The sequence below is a fragment of the Streptomyces sp. NPDC056486 genome, from assembly GCF_042795295.1.
GTDB lineage: Bacteria > Actinomycetota > Actinomycetes > Streptomycetales > Streptomycetaceae > Streptomyces.
Map to the genome: position 1 here is coordinate 1 of NZ_JBHTSF010000119.1, position 19,776 is coordinate 19,776.

Genomic DNA, 19,776 nt, shown 5'->3' on the forward strand with positions numbered 1-19,776 from the left:
CCCGGTACCGGGTTCCCGCCCCTCCATCTCTGCGTCTCAGTACGCGACGCGCATCGCGTCAGTGCTCGGTGCCCGCGCCCGCGGTCGTTCCCGCGTCCTGCGAGCCGGCGCCGGACGAATCCGTGCCCGCCGCGCCGGATGCGTTGCCCGACGGCTTGTTCGAGGGGTTGGCGGCGCCACGCTCGGCAGCGCCCTCGGTCGCACCCTCAGTCGCGTCGTTGGAGGCGCCGTCGGCGGGCTCACCGCTCGCCACTCCGGTCGGCTTCCCCGACGGCTTCGCGTCCGGAGCCTCGGGGACCTCGGACGGGCCCCACTTCTTGAAGTAGCTCTCCGCCGGCACGACGAAGGTCTGCATCTTCACGTCACCGGTCTTGCTGAAGGCGAAGACGACCGGCTGCGCGTTGCCGTCCTTGACGGCCTCGCGGCTGCTGGGCAGGACGGCGGAGGCGTTGTCCTTGCCGCCGATCACGACGGAACCGCCGGCGGGGATGGTCAGCGGACCACCCTTCTTGGAGGTCTTGTCGTCCTTGCCCGGCGTGATCTTGGCCTTCTTGCCGGTACCGGTGACCGTGATCTCGTCCAGGGTCTGGTCGGTACGGCCGTTGTTGAAGACCGTGGCGGCGACCACCGCGGGACCCGTGGACTTCAGGTCGGGCTGGGTGATCACCATGGCGTTCTGGATCTTGATGTCGCCGACGGCGGTCGCGGCGTTGTCCGGCTTGATCTCGTGCGTCTGGGCGTTGTTACCGGCGCCGCACGCGGCGAGCGACGCGAGCGAGAACGCGATGGCAGTGGCGGCGATGGCGCCACGTCGAAGGCTGCGGCTCACGGCGGCGGCAACTCCTTGAACGAGGACGGGAGACGGACGGCCGTAAAGCCGCCCTAAGGGTGTGTCAGCGGCCTTAGGTTACCGAGCCGTTCCCGCGCCACCGCACCCGACCCGCCCCTACGGACCTTGAGCCTCTCCCCGGCCACTCGTGTCGCGCCATGTTCCGCCCCACCTGCCACTGCCGTCACCCCTGCGCCATTGGCCTCTCGTCCGCCATTCACATAAGCGCCGTCAAGAGTCAGGGGGACCTGTCCTGCGGATTTCCGGTAAGGAATGCATGGCGGTCCGGGGAAGTCCGGGAAATTGATCACCGAGGGATCTTGATCAATTCCGGATTTACGTCGAAGGCGGGGTCGCACGCATCTCCTGTCGCCGAACGGAGTAGCGAAAGTTCACCGTCTTGAACCCGGCAAAACGGGACGTTCAGCCTCCTGGAGCGCTCTCGGAGGGCGTGTAACGGGCGCGTTTCTGCTTCCCCGGAGAGCCGCTCCCACCTGCGAATACCTCGCTCCGGAAGCCCTTCGCAGCACGTTCCTGTTGCAGTTGTCAAGCCCCGAGATGCGCCCTGACCTGCGAAAACGCCATTCAGAAGAGGCGGTTCTCGTGTTAGGATGGATAGCCACGGAAGGGGTACCTGTCACATGACGTTCAAGGTTGGCGACACCGTGGTCTATCCCCATCACGGGGCCGCGCTGATCGAGGCCATTGAGACTCGCCAGATCAAAGGCGTGGACAAGACCTACTTGGTGCTGAAGGTCGCTCAGGGCGACTTGACGGTACGTGTGCCTGCGGACAATGCGGAGTTCGTCGGCGTACGTGATGTGGTTGGTCAGGACGGGCTCGACCGGGTCTTCGAAGTACTGCGCGCGCCGTACGCCGAAGAGCCGACGAACTGGTCCCGTCGCTACAAGGCAAATCTCGAGAAACTCGCTTCGGGCGATGTCATCAAGGTCGCGGAAGTCGTGCGTGACCTGTGGCGTCGTGAGCGTGAGCGCGGACTCTCCGCGGGTGAGAAGCGCATGCTCGCCAAGGCTCGCCAGATCCTGGTGAGCGAGCTCGCCCTCGCGGAGAACACGAACGAGGACAAGGCCGAGGCCCTGCTTGACGAGGTTCTCGCGTCCTGATCGCGTCCTGACATACGCGTACGCATATGTCCTGGCGTCATGAATGCCGCGGTGCCCGCTGACCCTCAATGGTGTCGCCGGGCGCTGCGGCATGTTCGTACCCAGACGCGGTCCTTGAATTCTTAAACGTCGTGCTCGCGTCGTACTCGGTTTTCCCTGTGCTTCTGGTTCTTCTGGTTCTGCTGGTGTTCTTTGGCGTGCGCGCCGGGCTCGGGCAGCTGTCGACCAGATGTCACGGAAGGGTCCGGTCAAGGGCTCGCGCCCGGCGTCGCTGTGGCCATACCCACCTCGCCCGAGCACACAAACCTGAACGGAAGCGATGTCTGAGGAATCCCGCACCGCGGTCGTGATCCCCGCCGCCGGACGCGGCGTACGGCTCGGCCCGGGCGCCCCCAAAGCGCTCCGCGCGCTGAACGGCACCCCGATGCTCATCCATGCCGTACGGGCCATGGCCGCCTCCCGCGCCGTCTCGCTCGTCGTCGTCGTGGCCCCGCCGGAAGGCGCAGCCGAGGTCAAGTCCCTCCTCGCCGATCATTCGCTGCCCGAGCGCACCGACTTCCTGGTGGTCCCCGGCGGCGAAACCCGCCAGGAATCCGTCAGGCTCGGCCTCGACGCCCTGCCGGAGGGCATCGACATCGTCCTCGTGCACGACGCGGCCCGCCCCCTCGTGCCAGTCGACACCGTCGACGGCGTCATCGAGGCCGTACGCGACGGTGCGCCCGCCGTCGTCCCCGCGCTGCCCCTCACCGACACCGTCAAGCAGGTCGAGCCGGGTGAGGCGGGCGAGCCCGAGCCCGTGGTGGCCACGCCCGAGCGGGCCCGCCTGCGCGCCGTGCAGACCCCGCAGGGCTTCGACCGCGACACCCTGATCCGCGCCCACGCGACCGTCACCGACAACGTCACGGACGACGCCAGCATGGTCGAGCAGCTCGGCCTCCAGGTCGTCGTCGTGCCCGGCCACGAAGAGGCCTTCAAGGTGACGCGGCCCCTCGACCTCGTCCTGGCCGAGGCCGTACTCGCCCGCAGGAGGGCCAACGATGGCTTCTGAGGACCAGCCGCAGCGGATCCCGCTCCCGCAGGTCGGCATCGGCACCGACGTGCACGCCTTCGAGGAAGGGCGCGAGCTGTGGTGCGCCGGGCTCCTCTGGGAGGACGAGAGCGCGGGCCTCGCCGGGCACTCCGACGGCGACGTCGCCGCGCACGCCGCCTGCGACGCCCTGTTCTCCGCGGCCGGCATCGGCGACCTCGGCGCGCACTTCGGCACCAGCAGGCCCGAGTGGTCCGGCGCGTCCGGTGTGACGCTGCTCGCCGAGGCGGCCAGGATCGTACGCGCCGAAGGCTTCGAGATCGGCAACATCGCCGTCCAGGTCATCGGCGTACGCCCCAAGGTCGGCAAGCGGCGCGACGAGGCGCAGAAGACGCTGAGCGCGGCGGCGGGCGCCCCGGTCGCCGTGTCCGGCACGACGACGGACGGGCTCGGCCTCACAGGACGCGCCGAAGGCCTCGCCGCGATCGCCACGGCACTGGTCGTACGGACGGACGTACGGACGGACTGACCGGCGTACGAACGGACTGACCGGCATACCGGAAACGGGTGAAATGCCGCTGCGGCAGGCTGTGTTGGAGCAGTATCGGGAACGCACCCCCGGAGCAGCCCGATGTCATCCACCGACGTACGAGAGAGAGGCACCCACCATGGCCGCCGAACTGTCCGACAAGCTCAAGGCCCTTCTCGACACCCCCGTCTTCGTCAGCGTGGCCACCATCCAGCCCGACGGCAGCCCCCAGGTCTCACCGGTCTGGGTGAAGCGTGACGGCGACGATCTGCTCTTCTCCACCACGATCGGCCGCCGCAAGGAGAAGAACCTGCGCCGCGACCCGCGCGTGACGGTGCTCCTCCAGCCCTTCGACGCGCCGTACACGTACGCCGAGATCCGCGGCGAGGCGACGATGACCACCGAAGGCGGCCAGGACCTCATCGACGAGCTGGCACTGAAGTACACCGGCCTGAAGTACGCCGAGTTCAACCCGTCCTCGGCCGACGACGACGCCCGCGTCGTCGTCCGCGTCACCGCGCGCAAGGTCGTCGGCCGCCTCTGAGGCCCTTCCGGGCCCTTCCGTACCCCCGCATGTCACAGTTCCGTGCCCTGTTGCCCCCAGAGGTCGCAGGGCACTGTCCTGCGACCACTACCCTGGAGTGGTGACGATTCGCCTGTACGACACCAGCGCCCGGCAGATCCGAGACTTCAGCCCCCTCATCGACGGCTGTGTCTCGATCTACCTGTGTGGCGCGACGGTGCAGGCGGCCCCGCACATCGGGCACATCCGCTCGGGCCTGAACTTCGACATCATGCGCCGCTGGTTCGACTACCGCGGCTATGAGGTCACCTTCATCCGCAACGTCACGGACATCGACGACAAGATCATCCGGAAGTCGGCCGAGCAGGGCCGCCCGTGGTGGTCGATCGGGTACGAGAACGAGCGGGCCTTCAACGACGGCTACGACGTGCTCGGCTGCCTGCCGCCCACGTACGAGCCGCGCGCCACCGGGCACGTGACCGAGATGGTCGAGATGATGCGCGGCCTGATCGAGCGCGGCCACGCCTACGAGTCCGACGGCAACGTCTACTTCGACGTGAAGTCCTTCCCGGGCTATCTGGAGCTGTCCAACCAGGAACTGGACAACCTGCTCCAGCCGTCCGGCGATGGCGAGACCGGCAAACGCGACCCGCGTGACTTCGCCATGTGGAAGACCGCCAAGGAGGGGGAGCCCAGCTGGGAGACCCCCTGGGGCCGCGGCCGTCCCGGCTGGCACCTGGAGTGCTCGGCGATGGCCCACAAGTACCTGGGCCGCGAGTTCGACATCCACGGCGGCGGCATCGACCTGATCTTCCCGCACCACGAGAACGAGATCGCGCAGGCCAAGGGCTTCGGTGACGCGTTCGCGCGGTACTGGGTGCACAACGGCTGGGTCACCATGAGCGGCGAGAAGATGTCCAAGTCGCTCGGCAACTCCGTCCTCGTCTCCGAGATGGTCAAGAAGTGGCGCCCGATCGTCCTGCGCTACTACCTGGGCACCCCGCACTACCGCTCGATGATCGAGTACAGCGAGGAGGCCCTGCGCGAGGCGGAGTCCGCGTTCGCGCGGATCGAGGGCTTCGTGCAGCGCGTGGTGGAGAAGGCCGGGGGCGTGGTGGAGCCCGCGGCCGAGCTGCCGCCCGCCTTCGCCGACGCGATGGACGACGACCTGGGCGTCCCGCAGGCGCTCGCCATCGTCCACACGACGGTCCGACAGGGAAATTCCGCCCTGGCGGCCGACGACAAGGAAGCCGCGGTGGAGCGGCTCGCCGAGGTGCGGGCCATGCTGGGCGTGCTCGGCCTCGACCCGCTCGACCCGCACTGGGCCGGTGAGGGCGACCGCGGCGAGGACCTCCACGGGGTCGTCGACACCCTTGTCCGCCTCGTGCTCCAGCAGCGGGAGGCTGCGCGTGGCCGCAAGGACTGGGCCGCCGCCGACGCCATCCGCGACCAGCTCAACCAGTCCGGCCTCGTCATCGAGGACAGCCCGACAGGCCCGCGGTGGACTCTCGGCCCGCGCTGAGCGTCTGACCTGGCAATGTGCCGCCCGGCGACCCGGGCGGCACACTTCATATACGTACGCAGTTCACGCAGTGCGCCGTCACGCCGTACGAAGGCAGGCGCACGCATCACAGAGACAGGTAGGTCATGGCCGCTAACAACCGCCGCATGTCCGGCAAGAAGGGCGCGCAGGTCGGCAGCGGTGGGAATCGGCGCCGCGGCCTTGAGGGCAAGGGTCCGACGCCGCCCGCCGAGGCGCGCAAGGGACACAAGAAGAACCGCATCACCAACGCCATGGCCAAGAAGGCCACCGGCTCCGGTGGCGGTGGCAGCCGGCGTCCCGGTTCCGTGAAGGGCCGCGGCAAGGGCACGTCCGAGATGGTCGTCGGCCGCAACTCGGTCGTCGAGGCGCTGCGCGAGGGCGTGCCCGCCTCGATGCTCTACGTCCAGCAGTTCATCGACAACGACGAGCGCGTGCGCGAGGCGCTGCAGCTCGCCGGTGAGCGCGGCGGCATCCACCTCATGGAGGCGCCCCGCCCCGAGCTCGACCGCATGACCAACGGGCTCAACCACCAGGGCCTCGTGCTCCAGGTGCCGCCCTACGAGTACGCGCACCCCGAGGAGCTCGCGGCCGCCGCGTACGACCAGGGTGAGGACCCGCTGATCGTCGCCCTCGACGGCGTGACGGACCCGCGGAACCTCGGTGCCGTGGTGCGTTCCGCGTCCGCCTTCGGCGGGCACGGCGTCGTCGTCCCCGAGCGGCGTGCCGCCGGGATGACCGCCGGCGCCTGGAAGACGGCCGCCGGTGCCGCTGCCCGCACGCCCGTGGCCCGGGCCACGAACCTGACCCGGGTCCTTGAGGCCTACAAGAAGGCCGGTCTCGCGATCGTCGGGCTCGCGGCGGACGGTGACCACGAGGTCGGCGACCTCGCGGCGCTCTCCGGTCCCGTGGTCATCGTCATCGGCAGCGAGGGCAAGGGACTCTCGCGCCTGGTCGGCGAGACCTGCGACTACCGCGTGCGGATCCCCATGCCGGGCGGCACCGAGTCCCTGAACGCCGGTGTGGCCGCGGGAGTCGTGCTCTACGAGGCGTCCCGGCGCCGGAGTTAGACCTGACCCGGAGTGTCGGCCGGCCCGGATTTTACGGGGCGGCCGACGCCCGGCGAAGATCTTGACGCGGTCCGGACATTTCCGCATGGTCAAGGCAGTGTCCTAAACACACATCACTCGGTTAGATGAGTGTGGACACCAGAACGCCCCGCAATCCCACGGGGGGAAGCTCGTCAGGGTTCGACGAAGCTCCCGCGCTGAGCATGGTGAAAGTGCCGAGCGACCCGGCGCAGGTCATCGTGAATCACGCGAGCTTCCGCGTGCAGCTCCCCACCGCGCAGCGGACCCAATCCCCGCGTATCGCACGGCACTTGAGCAATGCCGATGACACCATGCACATCCCTGCGGCCGGCTCCGCCGTGCGGCGCCGCTCGCCCGTCGTCTGGAGCGGGAAGTCCGAACCGGGCGATCCCGGAGCCACCGGACTGCTGCAGGCGGTGCGCGGCACCGGCGTGCGCCATTCGGCCGAAGTAGGGGGCATCTCCTACGACGACGCCGGCGCCACGCAGGTCATCCCCCGCATCGACGACGACGATCTTGAGAGCACGCAGGCCACGCCTGCCGTCATCGGTCCTCGTCACTCCGACTCCGACCGGCTCATTCCGCGCATGCCGGTGACGGAGAGCGACCTCGACGAACAACTTCCCTACAGGGACGACGAGTTCGACGACGAGGATGACGAAGACGGCGAAGGCACCGGCCAGGGCGTACGGCGGCACGGGGCCGATCCCGTGCGGCACGCCTATTACCCCGGCCGCCGCATGAACCTCGGCGTCGTGCTGCTTCCGATGCGCGTCTTCCTCGGGTTCATCTCCATCTACGCCGGCATGGGCAAGCTCTGCGACCCCGTGTACTTCGACGGCGGCGACCGCGGCTCCATGGTCAAGTGGCTCAACTCGCTGCACCCCTGGACGCTCGCCGAGCCGCTGCGGGACTTCGCCCTCTCGCACCCGGTGGGCGCGGGACTCTGCATCGCCTTCCTGCAGATCATCGTCGGCGTACTCACGGTGCTCGGGCTCTGGCAGCGGGTCGCGGCCGGTATCGGCGTGCTCCTCTCCGCCGCGCTCCTCGTCACCGTCAGCTGGAAGACCGTCCCCGCCTACGACGCGCCGGACATCATCTATCTGGCCGCATGGTCGCCGCTCATCATCGCGGGCGCGCCCGTCTACTCCGTCGACGGACGTCTCGCGGGCGAGGCCTGGCGCAGGCTCGGTCCGCGCGTGGACATCTGGGAGCTGCGGCGCCGTGTGCTGCGGCGCGGCGGCCTCGTCGGAGCGTTCGTCATCGGGTGCACGCTGCTGATCGGCTCGATGCTCGGCGGCGCCGTGCGGGACGCCGACCGCGTGACCGTGCCGGGACCCGGCGAGGCCCCGCGCAACGAACTGCCGGGCTCACCGCTCCCGCAGGAGCCGGGCAAGCAGCGGCACCGCCAGGGCCAGTCGCAGAGCCCCACGACCTCCGGGTCCCAGGCGCCGACCCAGGGCAGTTCCGCGAGCCCCACGCAGGGCGCGGCAGGCGCGGCCACCCCGGGCGCGGCACCCGAGACCACCACCGCGGGCACCAGCCAGGGGCAGCAGCCCAGCCAGACGCAGGGCACCGGTCAGGCCCCACCCCAGCAGTCGTCTCCCCAGCAGCCTCCGGCCTCGGCCACCGCAGGACCCACGTCCAGCGGCGGCAGCAGCGGCGGCGGTGCGCCCGAGGGCGGCACGGGCGGCGGCAGCGGCGGCAGCACGGGCGGCAACAGCCGCCTCGTGGGAGGGCTGCTCGGGGGCGGCTGAGCGTACGAGGAATGGGCCCCGCACAGAAACTCTGTGCGGGGCCCATCGGCGTATGAGACGAGGGAACCCTCAACCGGTCTGTGCCGCGAGCTCCTTGGCCGCTTCCGTCAGGTCCTTGGCCGTGTCGATCGCGCGCCAGTAGGCGCCCTGCGGCAGCGGGAAGCCCGCCAGGCTCTTCTCACGGGCCAGGCGCGGGAACGTGGTGCGCTCATGGTCACCGCGGTCAGGGAGGAGCGCCGCGAAGGCCGAGGAGAAGACGTACACACCCGCGTTGATCAGATACGGGGACGGCGGGGACTCGATGAAGTCCGTGATGTGGCCGAACGCGTCCGTCTCGACGGCGCCCCACGGGATGCGGGGCCGGGCCAGGGCGAGGGTCGCGGTGGCGTCGCGCTCGGCGTGGAAGGCCGCCATGTCGCGCAGCGAGAAGCGGGTCCAGATGTCGCCGTTCGTCGCGTACCAGGGGCGGTCCGCGTGCGGGAGGTGGCGGGCGGCGTACTTGAGGCCGCCGCCGCGTCCCAGGGGCTCGTTCTCGACCACCGTGGTGACGTTCAGGGGGAGATCGGCCGACTCCAGCCACTCCTGGAGCACTTCGGCGAGGTGGCCGCAGGAAACGACCGCGTCCGTCACTCCCTCGGCGGCCAGCCAGGAAAGCTGATGGCCGATGATCGGGGTCCCTGTGCCAGGGATCTCGACCATCGGCTTGGGCCGGTCATCGGTGTACGGACGGAGGCGCGAGCCCTGGCCGCCGGCCAGGACGACGGCCTGCGTGGGCTGGTGAGCGTTGGGGTCGCCGGTCATGCCGGAAACCCTACGTGCCGCCCCGATCAGCCGTTCTGATGGGCGGCGACGCCCGTTGCGAAGGATGTGTCGCAGACCGGACGCGAATACCTCTGGGCACGGGTCGGTCCGTACTTCTGGGCGGCTGCGCGGCCGAGGGCACGGGCGATGGAGACGCAGTGCCTGGCGAGGGACGGATGGCGGTTCACCTCCTGCTGGAGGTGGGTGAGCGCCACACCCGGGTTCCTCTCCTGGAGTTCCAGGAGGAGCCGGTCGCGCAGGAGATCCTGCGGGGCGCGGGACTTGGCCGGTACGGAAAGATCATCGGCGGATGCGGTGAGCATCGAATCCGAGGAGTTCCCGGACCAGTTGACGCTGGTGACCGCGAGGGTCCCGGAGAGCACCAGCATCACGGGCAGGACGAGGGCGAGCGTGCGGCCGATGCGACGGGCGGGGCCTCGATGGGCTCGGCGCGGCTTCTGGGTGTAGTTGGCGGAGTGCGTCACGCGAGTGAGCGTAGCGGTCGGTGATGATTTGGCGACATTTAGTCACTCGGTCGAGCGACGGAGAATGAGGTTTTTCTGGAGCGGTGTTGACGGGGGCGGAGCGAAATGACCGGTGTGCCGGGGTATTTGTCGACAACGTGGGCGCACGCGAAGGGCCCCGCACCGAGGTGCGGGGCCCTTCGCATGCTGGTGAGCCGTCCGTCAGCCGTCTCGGCAGCCGTCCCGTCAGGCGTCCCGTCAGGCGTCTCGTCAGTCGGTGAGGCGCTCACCCGTCGACGTCGAGAACACGTGGATCTCGCCCGGGCGCGGCACGACGTGCAGCTGCGTGCCCTTCTCCGGGACCTTGCGGCCGTTCACGCGGACCACGAGGTCCTTGTGCTCGCCGCCGACCTCGGCGGAGCCGTAGACGTAGCCGTCGGCGCCGAGCTCCTCGACGACGTTCACCGAGACGGCGAGGCCCGCCGGGGCGTCCTCGGTCTCCTTGGTGAGGGACTTCGCGGTGGAACCGTCCTGCTCGACGATGTCGAAGTGCTCCGGACGGACGCCGACCGTGACCGTGCGGTCGCCCTTGTCGGCCGCGGCGGACAGCGCCTCGCGGTTGACCGGCACGACGGAGTTGCCGAACTTCACGCCGCCGTCGGTGATCGGGACCTCGACGAGGTTCATGGCGGGGGAGCCGATGAAGCCCGCGACGAAGAGGTTGTTGGGGCGGTCGTACATGTTGCGCGGCGAGTCGACCTGCTGGAGCAGACCGTCCTTCAGGACGGCCACGCGGTCGCCCATCGTCATGGCCTCGACCTGGTCGTGGGTGACGTACACGGTGGTGATGCCGAGGCGCCGCTGAAGGCTGGCGATCTGCGTACGCGTCGAGACACGCAGCTTGGCGTCGAGGTTCGAAAGCGGCTCGTCCATGAGGAAGACCTGGGGCTCACGCACGATGGCACGACCCATGGCGACACGCTGGCGCTGACCACCGGAGAGGGCCTTCGGCTTGCGGGCCAGGTAGTCCGTGAGGTCGAGGATCTTCGCCGCGTCCTCGACCTTCTGGCGGATCTCGGCCTTGTTCACGCCGGCGATCTTCAGGGCGAAGCCCATGTTGTCGGCGACGGTCATGTGCGGGTAGAGCGCGTAGTTCTGGAACACCATGGCGATGTCCCGGTCCTTGGGCGGCAGGTGCGTGACGTCGCGGTCACCGATGCGGATGGCGCCGGCGTTCACGTCCTCGAGCCCCGCGAGCATGCGGAGCGAGGTGGACTTGCCACAGCCGGAAGGACCGACGAGTACGAGGAATTCGCCGTCCGCGACATCGAGCTCAAGCTGATCGACGGCGGGCTTGTCGCCACCCGGGTAGATGCGGGTCGCCTTGTCGAACGAAACAGTGGCCATGGTGAGGGCCCCCTTCACCGGCAGGAACGTGCCGGACGATCCGTTGTAAAGAGAGGAGTGGTGTAGTCCACCTGGGTGAACTGCTCGTGACCGTACCCCGGAGGTCATACGTCTGTCAGTAGCCGGGGAGCTGCGACCTTCGAGGAAATTTTCGACGAGGGCAGAGCGGTTGCCTTTCGGCCCGTGTCTTGAACGAGGCAGAGCAACGAACTTTTGGCTCTGCTTTGAGAGAGGGGGCAGAACACGTGATTTCCGACCTCATCTCAAGGCTTCCTGCTTCACGGCCCACAGCCGACGGACAACGGGCTGCCCCGCCGTCGCGCACGGTCTTACACGAGCTCCACAGGCATTCCGGCCGACGGCCCGTCGGTCCGTACCGCACCAGCCGCACCTACGCGGCCAGCGGACCTGATCGGCGAGGTGGAGGCTAACTCTGTCGCTTCGAGAAATATGCGCTGTGTACAGTGGGAGCGCCTCGGGCGTGGTCTTGCGCTGTGAGCGATGCCCCCTTAGCTCAGTTGGCCAGAGCGGTTCACTTGTAATGATCAGGTCGTCGGTTCGATTCCGACAGGGGGCTCGAAAGCCCAGGTCAGAGAGATATTGACCTGGGCTTCTTCACGTCCCGAGGTGCCCTCGTCCGACCAGCGGCCCCTGCCTCACCCTCCGGCACACCTAGCTTCCGGGGCAGCAGGCGAAGGCCCCAGGACGCCGGAGAGGTGTCCTGGGGCCTTCGTTGTTTCCGGGGGTGTGGTGATTCTGGCTAGGACGTGATCGTTCCGGTTGCCTTGCTTGTTGCTGTTCCGTTGGTGTGGCCGGTGCGGTGGGCCGTCACCTTGACTGTGATCTTTTTGCCTCGCTGGGCGGACTTCAGGGGCAGCGTGGTCTTGGTCGCGCCGGTGATCTTCGTTCCGTTTGCGTACCACTGGTAGGAGTACGAGCCCGGGGCGGGCGACCAGGTGCCCTTCGCGGCCTTGAGGGTCTTGCCGACCTTGGCGGTGCCGCTGATCGTCGGCTTCGCTGATGCCTTGGGCGCGGCGCCCTTGGCTACCGTGACCGTCGAGGATGTCGCGGTGGCGTCCTCGTGGCCCGCCTTGTGGGCGGTGACCGTGACGGACAGCTTCTTGTTCAGGTGCGCTGCTGGGATCTTGTACGTCGAGGCCGTGGCGTCGGTGATCGCCTCGCCGTTCGCCCTCCATTGGTACGTGTATGAGGAGGGGGTGGCCGTCCAGCTTCCGGGGTCGGCCGTGACCTTGGAGCCGACCGCGGCCGTTCCCGTCACCTTGGGGGCGGTGGTGTTGCGCGGATTCGGCTCGGTCACGGTGAAGGAGCCCTGCCCGAACTCCCGGCCGCCCGCGAGCACGCTGACGTTCCAGGTGCCCGCGGGGATGCCCGTCAGGTCGAGCGTCGCCTTCAGCGTGCGGTTGTCGGCCGACACCGAGTCCGTTTTCGCTGTGAGGGTCTTGCCCGCCTGATACAGCCGGACCGTGGCGTCCGCGGGGAGGGCGGTGCCCGTCACCGTGAGCGTGGGCTTGGTGTCGCCGGGGGCCGTCGTGGGTGTCAGGCCGGTGGCGGTGACCTTCTCGTCGCCGCAGCGCGCGGAAGAGCACTTCAGCGTGGCGCGGTACGACGTGCCGGAGGCCTTCTCCGGGAGGCCGAGGACGAGGACGGAGGGCTTGCGCGGGGTCGAGGGCGACTCGTTGATGCCGCAGCGGTAGCCCGCCCCCACGGCCAGGGAGCAGCCGTTGGTCCATGAGCTGTTGTAGAGCGCGGGGACCGCTGTCGTGTCGGCGCCGGTGGTGTCGGTGATCTCGGCGTCGAAGTGATCGCCGTAGTAGGTGGGCAGGGCTGCGCACACCGCGGTGCGGGACTCGTCGAGGGTGCCGGTGATCGGTCCGTAGCCGTAGGCGATCGAGGGGACCTTGGCGCATTCGGCGGCAGGGCCTTCGGCGGTGGCGATGCGCAGGGCGTCGAGGCGGTACTCGGGCGCTGCCTTGAGGTGGGTCGGCACCTGGACGAGGACTTGGTGGGTGGTGCTTCCGGTGGCCGCGCAGGCGCGGTTGCGCGAGGTGCAGTCGGTCTTGCCGTCGTCGCCCAGGACGGTGATGTTGGCGGTGCCGAGGGCGTCCCGTACGTCGAGGTGCAGGACGTCGTCGGCGGACGCGGTGGTGACCTGGTGGCAGCGCAGGGAGCCGGGAGCGCCGTACGTGCCCTTGACGGAGGGCCCGCCGACCTTCGCGGCCGCCGTCTTCGCGCAGCCCGCGGACGATGCCGTCGACGTCACGTCGCGCCGCGTCAGGGTGTAGTCGGCCGCCTGGTCGCGGCCGGTGACCAGGACGGTGTGGGCCTTGCCCGGGGTCAGCGTGCAGAGCGTCCAGCCGTTGGTGGTGACGCTGCGGTCGCAGACGCGTTTGCCGGTGGCGTCGAGCACGGAGAACTTGGCGGGTACGTCACCGGAGGTGGCGACGAGTTGCAGGGCCTCGGCCGAGGTGTGTGCGTCCGCCGGGATGGTCAGGCAGCGGGAGAAGACGCCGTTCCCGGTGGAGAAGGCGGCCTTGGCTCCGTCGGCGGCGAAGCTGCCCGCGGGCAGGACGGGGCAGTCGTTCGCCGCGTCCGTGCGGTGGACGGCGACCGTGTACGGGCCGGTGCGGGGGCTGCCGTCGGCGTGGACGAGGGCGCGGTAGGGCGCGGCGCCGGTGAGTGCGCAGTCGCCCGCGGCGAGCTTCTCCGCGTCGCACTGCTCGGTGCCTTCGCTGTCGAGGACCTCCACGTCGGCGTCGACCCCGGAGGTGCCCAGCGGGGTGAGCGCCGCGATCCGGGAGTCCTTGGGCGCGGGGAGGTTCAGGCAGTCGTACTGTCCTGCCGTACTCAACTCGCCCTTGTGGGCGCCCATTTCACTCTTCACGCAGCCGCTGTCGGAGCCCCGGTCGAGGACGATCAGACCGCGCGAGGTGTCGTGGAAGGGGGACGAGCCGTCGAGGAAGGCGGTGTAGGTGCCCGCGGAGGGCAGTCGGCAGGGCTGCTCGGTGTCGCGGCAGACGGTTTTGCCGGAGCGGTCGTGTACGCGGACCGGGCCGGTCTCGCCGTCCTTGTCGACGGAGTCGAGGCGGTACTTGCCCGCCTTCTCCGCGGTGACCGTGAAGCAGGGTGTGGTGGTCAAGTCCTGTGCGGTCAGCGGGCCGTAGGGGCGGATCGGGGAGGACGGGCAGCCCTGGGGATCGTTCAGGCGGCGTGCCGTGACCCCGTACTCGGCGGGGAAGCCCTTCTCGGCGTACGTGACGCGGGAGAGGGCGCGGTAGGGGCCCTTGCCGGGCAGGACGCAGCTGTCTTCGCCGTCCTCGGGGAAGCGGGGGCAGATCCGGGCGCCGGTGGCGTCGGTGATCCAGGCGATGGACTCGCCGTAGGCCTTGGTGCCGCGGGTGAGCCGGATGCGGTCGCCGGGCTCGGCGTCGAAGGGCTGGCAGCCGATCTCGGCGGGGCCGGTGGATGTGCGCGTCGGTGTCGGCTCGTCCCAGTCGGTGCCGGTCTTCGGGGCGCAGCCGCGGTCGCTTCCGAGTGGTATGACGGTGACCGCGACGTCGGCGTCCTCCCAGCCGTCGTTGACGACCTTCAGGGTGTAGGTGCCCGTCTCGGAGAGGTCGCACCAGCCGTCGACCCTGTACTCGGTGTCGTAGCAGTCGAGTCGGGTGTCGCCGTTGTAGACCTCGGTGTGTGCTTCGTTGCTGGAGTCGTCGAAAGAGACCAGGTGGATGCCGGTCTCGGTGGTGGTGAAGGTGTAACAGGTCGTCGCGTCGGGTGCGACGGTGGTCTTGCCGAGTGCGGCGCCCGGATCGCCGAACGGCGCGAGGGCCAGCGGTGCGCAGTCCGGTTCGGCGGCGTGGGCGGCCGTGGCCGGCAGTGCGGAAGGCACGAGCAGGGCAAGGAGTGCGGTCAGGGCGAGAAGGAGCGCGGCGGAAGCCGCGGGTCTATCGGGTCTATCGGGTCTCGCGGGTCTTGTACGTCTTGCGGGTCTCGCAGAAGGACGTGGTTCAGGCATTGAGCCCCCCCAGGCTGAGTGAATGATCGGGTGATCTTGGCACAAGGGTGTGACAACCCGTGCTGGAGGGGCTGCTGAGGTGGGTCAGTGGCGGCCTGCCACCTTGTCCGCCCACTGGGCCATGCGGGACGAAGTCGCCGTGTGGGTGGTCAGTTCGCGGCGGTCGGCCGCGTTGTACGTCGCGTACATGCCGTGGACGCCGAGCCAGCGGAACGGTTCGGGTTCCCACTTGCGGACCTTGTGGTTGACCCAGGGGAGGGTGGTGAGGTCCGTGGGGCCTGCCTGGCCCGAGTCCTGTTGGACCAGGTCGCGCAGGGTGCGGGCCGCGAGGTTGGCGGTGGCCACGCCCGAGCCGACGTAGCCGCCCGCCCAGCCGAGGCCCGTCGCGCGGTCCAGGGTGACCGTGGCGCACCAGTCGCGGGGGACGCCGAGGACGCCGGACCAGGCGTGGGCCACCTGTACTCCGGCCAGTTGGGGGAAGAAGCGGGTCAGGATCTCGCGCAGGGCTTCGATCGTGGCGGGCTGGGTGCGGCCGTCATTGTCCGTCTTCGAGCCGAAGCGGTAGGGGACTCCGCGGCCGCCCAGCGCGATGCGGCCGTCCGCGGTGCGTTGGGCGTACATGTACGCGTGCGCCATGTCGCCGAGCGTTTCGCGGCCCTCCCAGCCGATCGACTCCCATTGGGCGGCCGTCAGGGGTTCCGTCGCGATCATTGAGGAGTTCATGGGGAGCCAGGTGCGGCGTTGGCCCTTGAGGGAGGCCGTGAAGCCCTCCGTGCAGCGCAGGATGTAGGGGGCGCGGACCGTGCCGTACGGGGTGATCGCGTGTTTCGGCTTGATCTCCGTGACCGGGGTCGATTCGTGGATCGTCACGCCGAGTGCCTCGACGGCCGTCGCGAGGCCCTTCACCAGTTTCACCGGGTGGAGGCGCGCGCCGTGCGGGGTCCAGGTGGAGCCGACGGCGCCGGATACGCGGATCCGGTCGGCCGTCTCGCGGGCGCCTTGCAGGGTGCGGTCCTTCTCGCCGTACGCGAGTTCTGTGGCGTGGAATTCCTTGAGGCGCGCCAACTGGGCTGGTGTGTACGCCACTTCGAGTACGCCGCCGTGGTGGATGTCCGCGTCGATCTGTTCTTCGGCGGCGGTCCGGATCACCTCGTCGACCGTGTCGTTCATTGCCTCCTGGAGGCGGATCGCCGCTTCCTTGCCGTGGAGGCGGGCGTAGCGGTCGCGGCCCGCGATGCCGTTGTAGAGCCAGCCGCCGTTGCGGCCTGAGGCTCCGTAGCCGCAGAACTTCTGTTCCAGGACGGTGATGCGGAGGAAGGGGGCGGCCTTCTTCAGGTAGTACGCGGTCCACAGGCCCGTGTAGCCGCCGCCGACTATGCAGACGTCGGCACTCTCGTCGCCCGGCAGGGGGTCACGGGGGGCCGGGGTGCCGTGGTCCGCGTACCAGTACGAGATGCCGCCGTTGATCGTGCTGCTCATGGGCCGGACGTTACTGCGCTGGTGGGGGCTTTGGGGAGGGCTTTGGGGAGGGCCGTGGTGTGCGGTTTCGGGGTGGGGGGTCCGATACGTTGATCCGGTGCGTGGCTCAGTGTCATGTGCCTTGATCCTGGAGGACTGTTCAGATGGCCGTACGCAAGGCCGGGCGCATCGTCGCCGCGGTGGCCGCCACCGCACTTCTCGCCGGGGGCGCAGCCGCCTGTGGGCCCGATGACCTCACGGGCGGGGGCGACGACAAGCCGTCGGACTCCGCGTCGGCGTCTGCCGCCGATTCCGGGTCCGCCGGTGGTGCCGAGGCGAAGGAGCCGCCGGCCGGTACCGACGCGCTCGCGAAGACGCCCGCCACGGTGAAGGGCGGCGTGATCACGGTCGGCGACCCGAAGGCCGGGCACACGGTCAAGCTGTACGAGGACGCGCGCTGCCCGATCTGCAAGAAGTTCGAGGATTCCGGTGCGCAGGCCCTGGTGAAGCCGGTGGCCGAGGGCAAGGTGAAGGTCGAGTACACGCTCGCCTCGTTCCTCGACAACAACCTCGGCGGCAGCGGTTCGGTCAACGCGGCGAACGCGCTGCGGGCCTCGGTCGATGCGGGCAAGTTCCCGCAGTTCCACGCCGCGGTCTTCGCCAACCAGGCCGCGGAGGAGACCGAGGACGCGTACACGCCCGCCTTCCTGTTGAAGATCGCCGACAAGGTGGAGGGGCTTCGGGGCGCCGAGTTCGACAAGGCCGTGCAGAAGGGGACGTACAAGAAGTGGGTCGGTGAGGCCATGCAGGCTTTCACCGATGACGGTATGCAGGGCACGCCCACCGTCGTCATCGACGGCAAGAAGGCGGACAGCCAGTCGCTGTTCGACCAGGACACGTTCGCCAAGGAGCTCAAGGCGTCCGGGATTTCCTGACCGCCCGTTTCTTCGGCGCCGGGCGTACGGCGCTTCGTGTCAGCGGGTAGCAGGCGAGGCCGATCAGGACCGATGTGAAGTGGCCCAGGTCGGTGAAGGTCCTGCCGGTGATCAGCGGGGTGCCGTACACGGCGAGGACGATCAGGAGGTACGCGTATCTCCAGGGCGAGGGGATCCAGTAGGTGAGGGTCGCGACCACGCCCGCGAGCGCGTAACTCACGCCCACGTCCAGGGTCTTGACCGAGGACGTAGGCGCGGCACCGTGGTGGATCGCGAGCGCGAGGACGCCTTCGCTGATGAGGGTGGCCATGACGTGCGCGCCCGCGGCCACCGCGAGCCAGCGCGCCGTGCCGAGCCGGTGTTCGGCGGTGGCGTGGAAGACGGTGTAGAGCACGGCGTACGGGAGCCAGCCGCCGCCGTCGATCCAGAACGCGCTGGAGACCAGGACGCGGACGGGGTTCTGCGACAGTTCGTGGATGTTCGTGGAGCGCTGGCGCAGGAAGTCGTGTCCGAACTCAGGTGACATGTGGTGCATCGCGACTGTGGTGACGAAGAGGATCGCGAGCCAGATGTACGTGCCGGGGGCGCTGCGGATGTAGTTCCGGACGGCCTGGATCGCGGCGCTCGTGGCCCTCGTGGCGCTCGCGGCTCTCGTGGCCCGAATAATCCCCATGCCGCGATTCACCCATGCCGGTAGCGTCGCGGGCGTGATCGACATTCGCATTCCGGACGGGCTGATCGAGTCGCAGTACGCGTACGCGGGGGAGCCGGGCCGTGCCTTCATCGCGGCGCTGCCCGCGCGCGTGGCGGAGTTCGTCGAGCGGTGGGAGTTGACGGTCGACGGGCCTTCGATGCACGGCATGGCCGCGCTCGTGCTGCCCGTGGTGCGGCGGGACGGCACTCCCGCCGCGGTGAAGTTCCAGCTCCTCGACGAGGAGACCGAGGGGGAGCCCGTCGGGCTTCGGGTGTGGGACGGCGACGGGGCCGTGCGGTTGCTGGATCACGACGACGGCACCGGCACGATGCTGCTCGAACGGCTGAACTCGGGGCGGATGCTGTCGACGATGACGGACACGCGGAAGGCCGTGCTCGTCATCGCCGAGCTGCTCGCGCGGCTCACCGCGGTGGCCGCGCCGGAGGGGATGCGGCGGCTCGGGGACATCGCGGGGGAGATGGTCGACGATCTGCCGGGGGCGCTGAGGGCGATCTCCGATCCGGTGGAGCGGGCGATCGTGGAGCGGTGCGGGGGCGCGGTGCGAGAGGTCATGGGGGAGCCCGGTGACCGGCTGCTGCACTGGGACCTGCACTTCGAGAACGTCCTCGCCGCCGAGCGCGAGCCGTGGCTCGCCATCGACCCCAAGCCGTTGGCCGGGGATCCCGGGTTCGACCTGTGGCCCGCGCTCAACAACCGTTTCGACGTCGATGACGTGCTGTGGCGGTTCGACGCGATGAGTGAGGTGCTTGGGCTCGACCGGGAGCGGGCGAAGGCCTGGACGCTGGGGCGGGTGCTGCAGAACGCGTTGTGGGAGATCGAGGACGGGCGCTCGCTCGACGAGGAGGACCTGGCGGTCGCGCGGCTGCTGCTGGGACGCTGACGGCTTACCCGGCTTACCTGCTCGGCCTGCTCGGCCTGCAGCCCTGCTCGGCCTGCAGCCCTGCCCGGCCTGCTCGCCCTGCTCGGCCCGCTCGCTCGCCCCGCTCGCCCGCCCTGCCGCCCTGCCGCGGCCGTCTGACGCGGCTGTGTACCTCCACCGCCTGCCGACGTCCCCGGCGCGTTCATGCCGGCGCGATCGGGTTGGGCGGCCGACTGCCCTTGATGGCGCGTGAGTTGACGGTTTCCTTCAGTAACAGCCAGGCCGTCCCGCGCTTTGAGTCGTTCCGGTGGAGAACGCGGGCCCGGTGGAGTCGGGCGGACGGCTGCGGCCGCGGCCCACTGTTCCCAGCGGTGCCGTCCGGTCGCGCAATGCGACAGAAATGGTGCGGCAACCCAGGAGGGGCTTCGCGAAAGAAAATCTCTCCCATTTATGTCATGGCCGCGCTGACCGGATAACGCGGTAGCGGAAAGCGGAAGCGGCACTGGTAAGTGCACTGTCCTTCCGGTGAGTTCCCAGGCACGGCGTCCGGCCCGCCGCAAAAGCGGTCATGAGCGCGTCATTTGAAGGCCGTCGGAAATGGCCAATGCTCGAAACGGACTTGAAGCGTTCATGAATCACCCGAAAGAATCCCGATCGTATTCAGTGCGCATACCGAACACCGAC

At 69.3% G+C, this 19,776-nt stretch carries 16 protein-coding genes and 1 tRNA gene; 10 read left to right on the forward strand and 7 right to left on the reverse strand.

All coding sequences use genetic code 11. The annotated features are described in order from the left end of the window. Positions 1–58: 58 nt before the first annotated feature. On the reverse strand, positions 59–829 hold the full coding sequence (locus ACFQ7F_RS33510) for a DUF461 domain-containing protein (protein ID WP_383278811.1): 771 nt from the start codon (positions 827–829) through the stop codon (positions 59–61). A gap of 641 nt (positions 830–1,470) precedes the next feature. Here ACFQ7F_RS33510 and ACFQ7F_RS33515 point away from each other — a divergent pair. From ACFQ7F_RS33515 to ACFQ7F_RS33545, 7 genes are all read left to right on the forward strand, one after another. Further along, positions 1,471–1,953, forward strand: coding sequence for a CarD family transcriptional regulator (locus ACFQ7F_RS33515; RefSeq protein WP_003953493.1), 483 nt, complete (start codon positions 1,471–1,473; stop codon positions 1,951–1,953). A 319-nt stretch (positions 1,954–2,272) separates the two neighbouring features. Next, a complete protein-coding gene (gene ispD / locus ACFQ7F_RS33520; protein WP_383278814.1) occupies positions 2,273–3,001 on the forward strand; it encodes a 2-C-methyl-D-erythritol 4-phosphate cytidylyltransferase in 729 nt (242 codons plus the stop codon). Next, positions 2,991–3,509 carry a 2-C-methyl-D-erythritol 2,4-cyclodiphosphate synthase gene (gene ispF, locus ACFQ7F_RS33525; RefSeq protein WP_383278817.1) on the forward strand — a complete coding sequence of 173 codons (519 nt, stop codon included), beginning with the start codon at positions 2,991–2,993 and terminating at the stop codon, positions 3,507–3,509. The genes ispD and ispF overlap by 11 nt, the downstream gene beginning before the upstream one ends. Before the next feature lie 139 nt (positions 3,510–3,648). Beyond that, the gene (locus ACFQ7F_RS33530) at positions 3,649–4,053 is read left to right on the forward strand and encodes a PPOX class F420-dependent oxidoreductase (RefSeq protein ID WP_383278820.1); all 405 of its coding nucleotides are present in this window, start codon (positions 3,649–3,651) and stop codon (positions 4,051–4,053) included. Between the two features lie 100 nt (positions 4,054–4,153). Beyond that, positions 4,154–5,554 (forward strand): cysteine--tRNA ligase, encoded by a 1,401-nt coding sequence (gene cysS, locus ACFQ7F_RS33535; protein WP_383278823.1) that lies wholly within the window; start codon positions 4,154–4,156, stop codon positions 5,552–5,554. Positions 5,555–5,679: 125 nt separating this feature from the next. Next, positions 5,680–6,642, forward strand: a complete 963-nt coding sequence (gene rlmB / locus ACFQ7F_RS33540) for a 23S rRNA (guanosine(2251)-2'-O)-methyltransferase RlmB (protein ID WP_383278826.1) — start codon at positions 5,680–5,682, stop codon at positions 6,640–6,642. A 125-nt stretch (positions 6,643–6,767) separates the two neighbouring features. Beyond that, the gene (locus ACFQ7F_RS33545; protein ID WP_383278829.1) at positions 6,768–8,420 is read left to right on the forward strand and encodes a DoxX family protein; all 1,653 of its coding nucleotides are present in this window, start codon (positions 6,768–6,770) and stop codon (positions 8,418–8,420) included. A 69-nt stretch (positions 8,421–8,489) separates the two neighbouring features. On the opposite strand, the gene ACFQ7F_RS33550 is transcribed toward ACFQ7F_RS33545, so the two are convergent. From ACFQ7F_RS33550 to ACFQ7F_RS33560, 3 genes are all read right to left on the reverse strand, one after another. Further along, positions 8,490–9,221, reverse strand: coding sequence for an NDP-sugar synthase (locus ACFQ7F_RS33550; RefSeq protein ID WP_383278832.1), 732 nt, complete (start codon positions 9,219–9,221; stop codon positions 8,490–8,492). 26 nt (positions 9,222–9,247) lie between these two features. Beyond that, on the reverse strand, positions 9,248–9,706 hold the full coding sequence (locus ACFQ7F_RS33555; RefSeq protein WP_383278835.1) for a hypothetical protein: 459 nt from the start codon (positions 9,704–9,706) through the stop codon (positions 9,248–9,250). A gap of 249 nt (positions 9,707–9,955) precedes the next feature. Then, on the reverse strand, positions 9,956–11,092 hold the full coding sequence (locus tag ACFQ7F_RS33560; protein WP_383278838.1) for an ABC transporter ATP-binding protein: 1,137 nt from the start codon (positions 11,090–11,092) through the stop codon (positions 9,956–9,958). A 503-nt stretch (positions 11,093–11,595) separates the two neighbouring features. Here ACFQ7F_RS33560 and ACFQ7F_RS33565 point away from each other — a divergent pair. Next, a tRNA-Thr gene (locus tag ACFQ7F_RS33565) sits at positions 11,596–11,669 on the forward strand. 183 nt (positions 11,670–11,852) lie between these two features. Here ACFQ7F_RS33565 and ACFQ7F_RS33570 read toward each other — a convergent pair. Further along, positions 11,853–14,999 carry a Tat pathway signal protein gene (locus ACFQ7F_RS33570; protein WP_383278841.1) on the reverse strand — a complete coding sequence of 1,049 codons (3,147 nt, stop codon included), beginning with the start codon at positions 14,997–14,999 and terminating at the stop codon, positions 11,853–11,855. A 210-nt stretch (positions 15,000–15,209) separates the two neighbouring features. After that, complete coding sequence (locus ACFQ7F_RS33575) at positions 15,210–16,604, reverse strand: NAD(P)/FAD-dependent oxidoreductase (RefSeq protein WP_383278844.1); 1,395 nt, start codon at positions 16,602–16,604, stop codon at positions 15,210–15,212. 143 nt (positions 16,605–16,747) lie between these two features. Here ACFQ7F_RS33575 and ACFQ7F_RS33580 point away from each other — a divergent pair, with 143 nt between their 5' ends. After that, positions 16,748–17,518 carry a DsbA family protein gene (locus ACFQ7F_RS33580; RefSeq protein WP_383278847.1) on the forward strand — a complete coding sequence of 257 codons (771 nt, stop codon included), beginning with the start codon at positions 16,748–16,750 and terminating at the stop codon, positions 17,516–17,518. Here the strand turns inward: ACFQ7F_RS33580 and ACFQ7F_RS33585 are convergent. Next, entirely contained in the window at positions 17,496–18,191 is a 696-nt protein-coding gene (locus tag ACFQ7F_RS33585) for a rhomboid-like protein (RefSeq protein ID WP_383278850.1), read from the reverse strand. The two genes, ACFQ7F_RS33580 and ACFQ7F_RS33585, sit on opposite strands and share 23 nt — an antisense overlap. On the opposite strand from ACFQ7F_RS33585, the gene ACFQ7F_RS33590 reads away from it, so the two are divergent. Continuing rightward, entirely contained in the window at positions 18,190–19,113 is a 924-nt protein-coding gene (locus ACFQ7F_RS33590) for an aminoglycoside phosphotransferase family protein (RefSeq protein ID WP_383278853.1), read from the forward strand. The two genes, ACFQ7F_RS33585 and ACFQ7F_RS33590, sit on opposite strands and share 2 nt — an antisense overlap. The last annotated feature ends 663 nt before the right edge of the window (positions 19,114–19,776 follow it).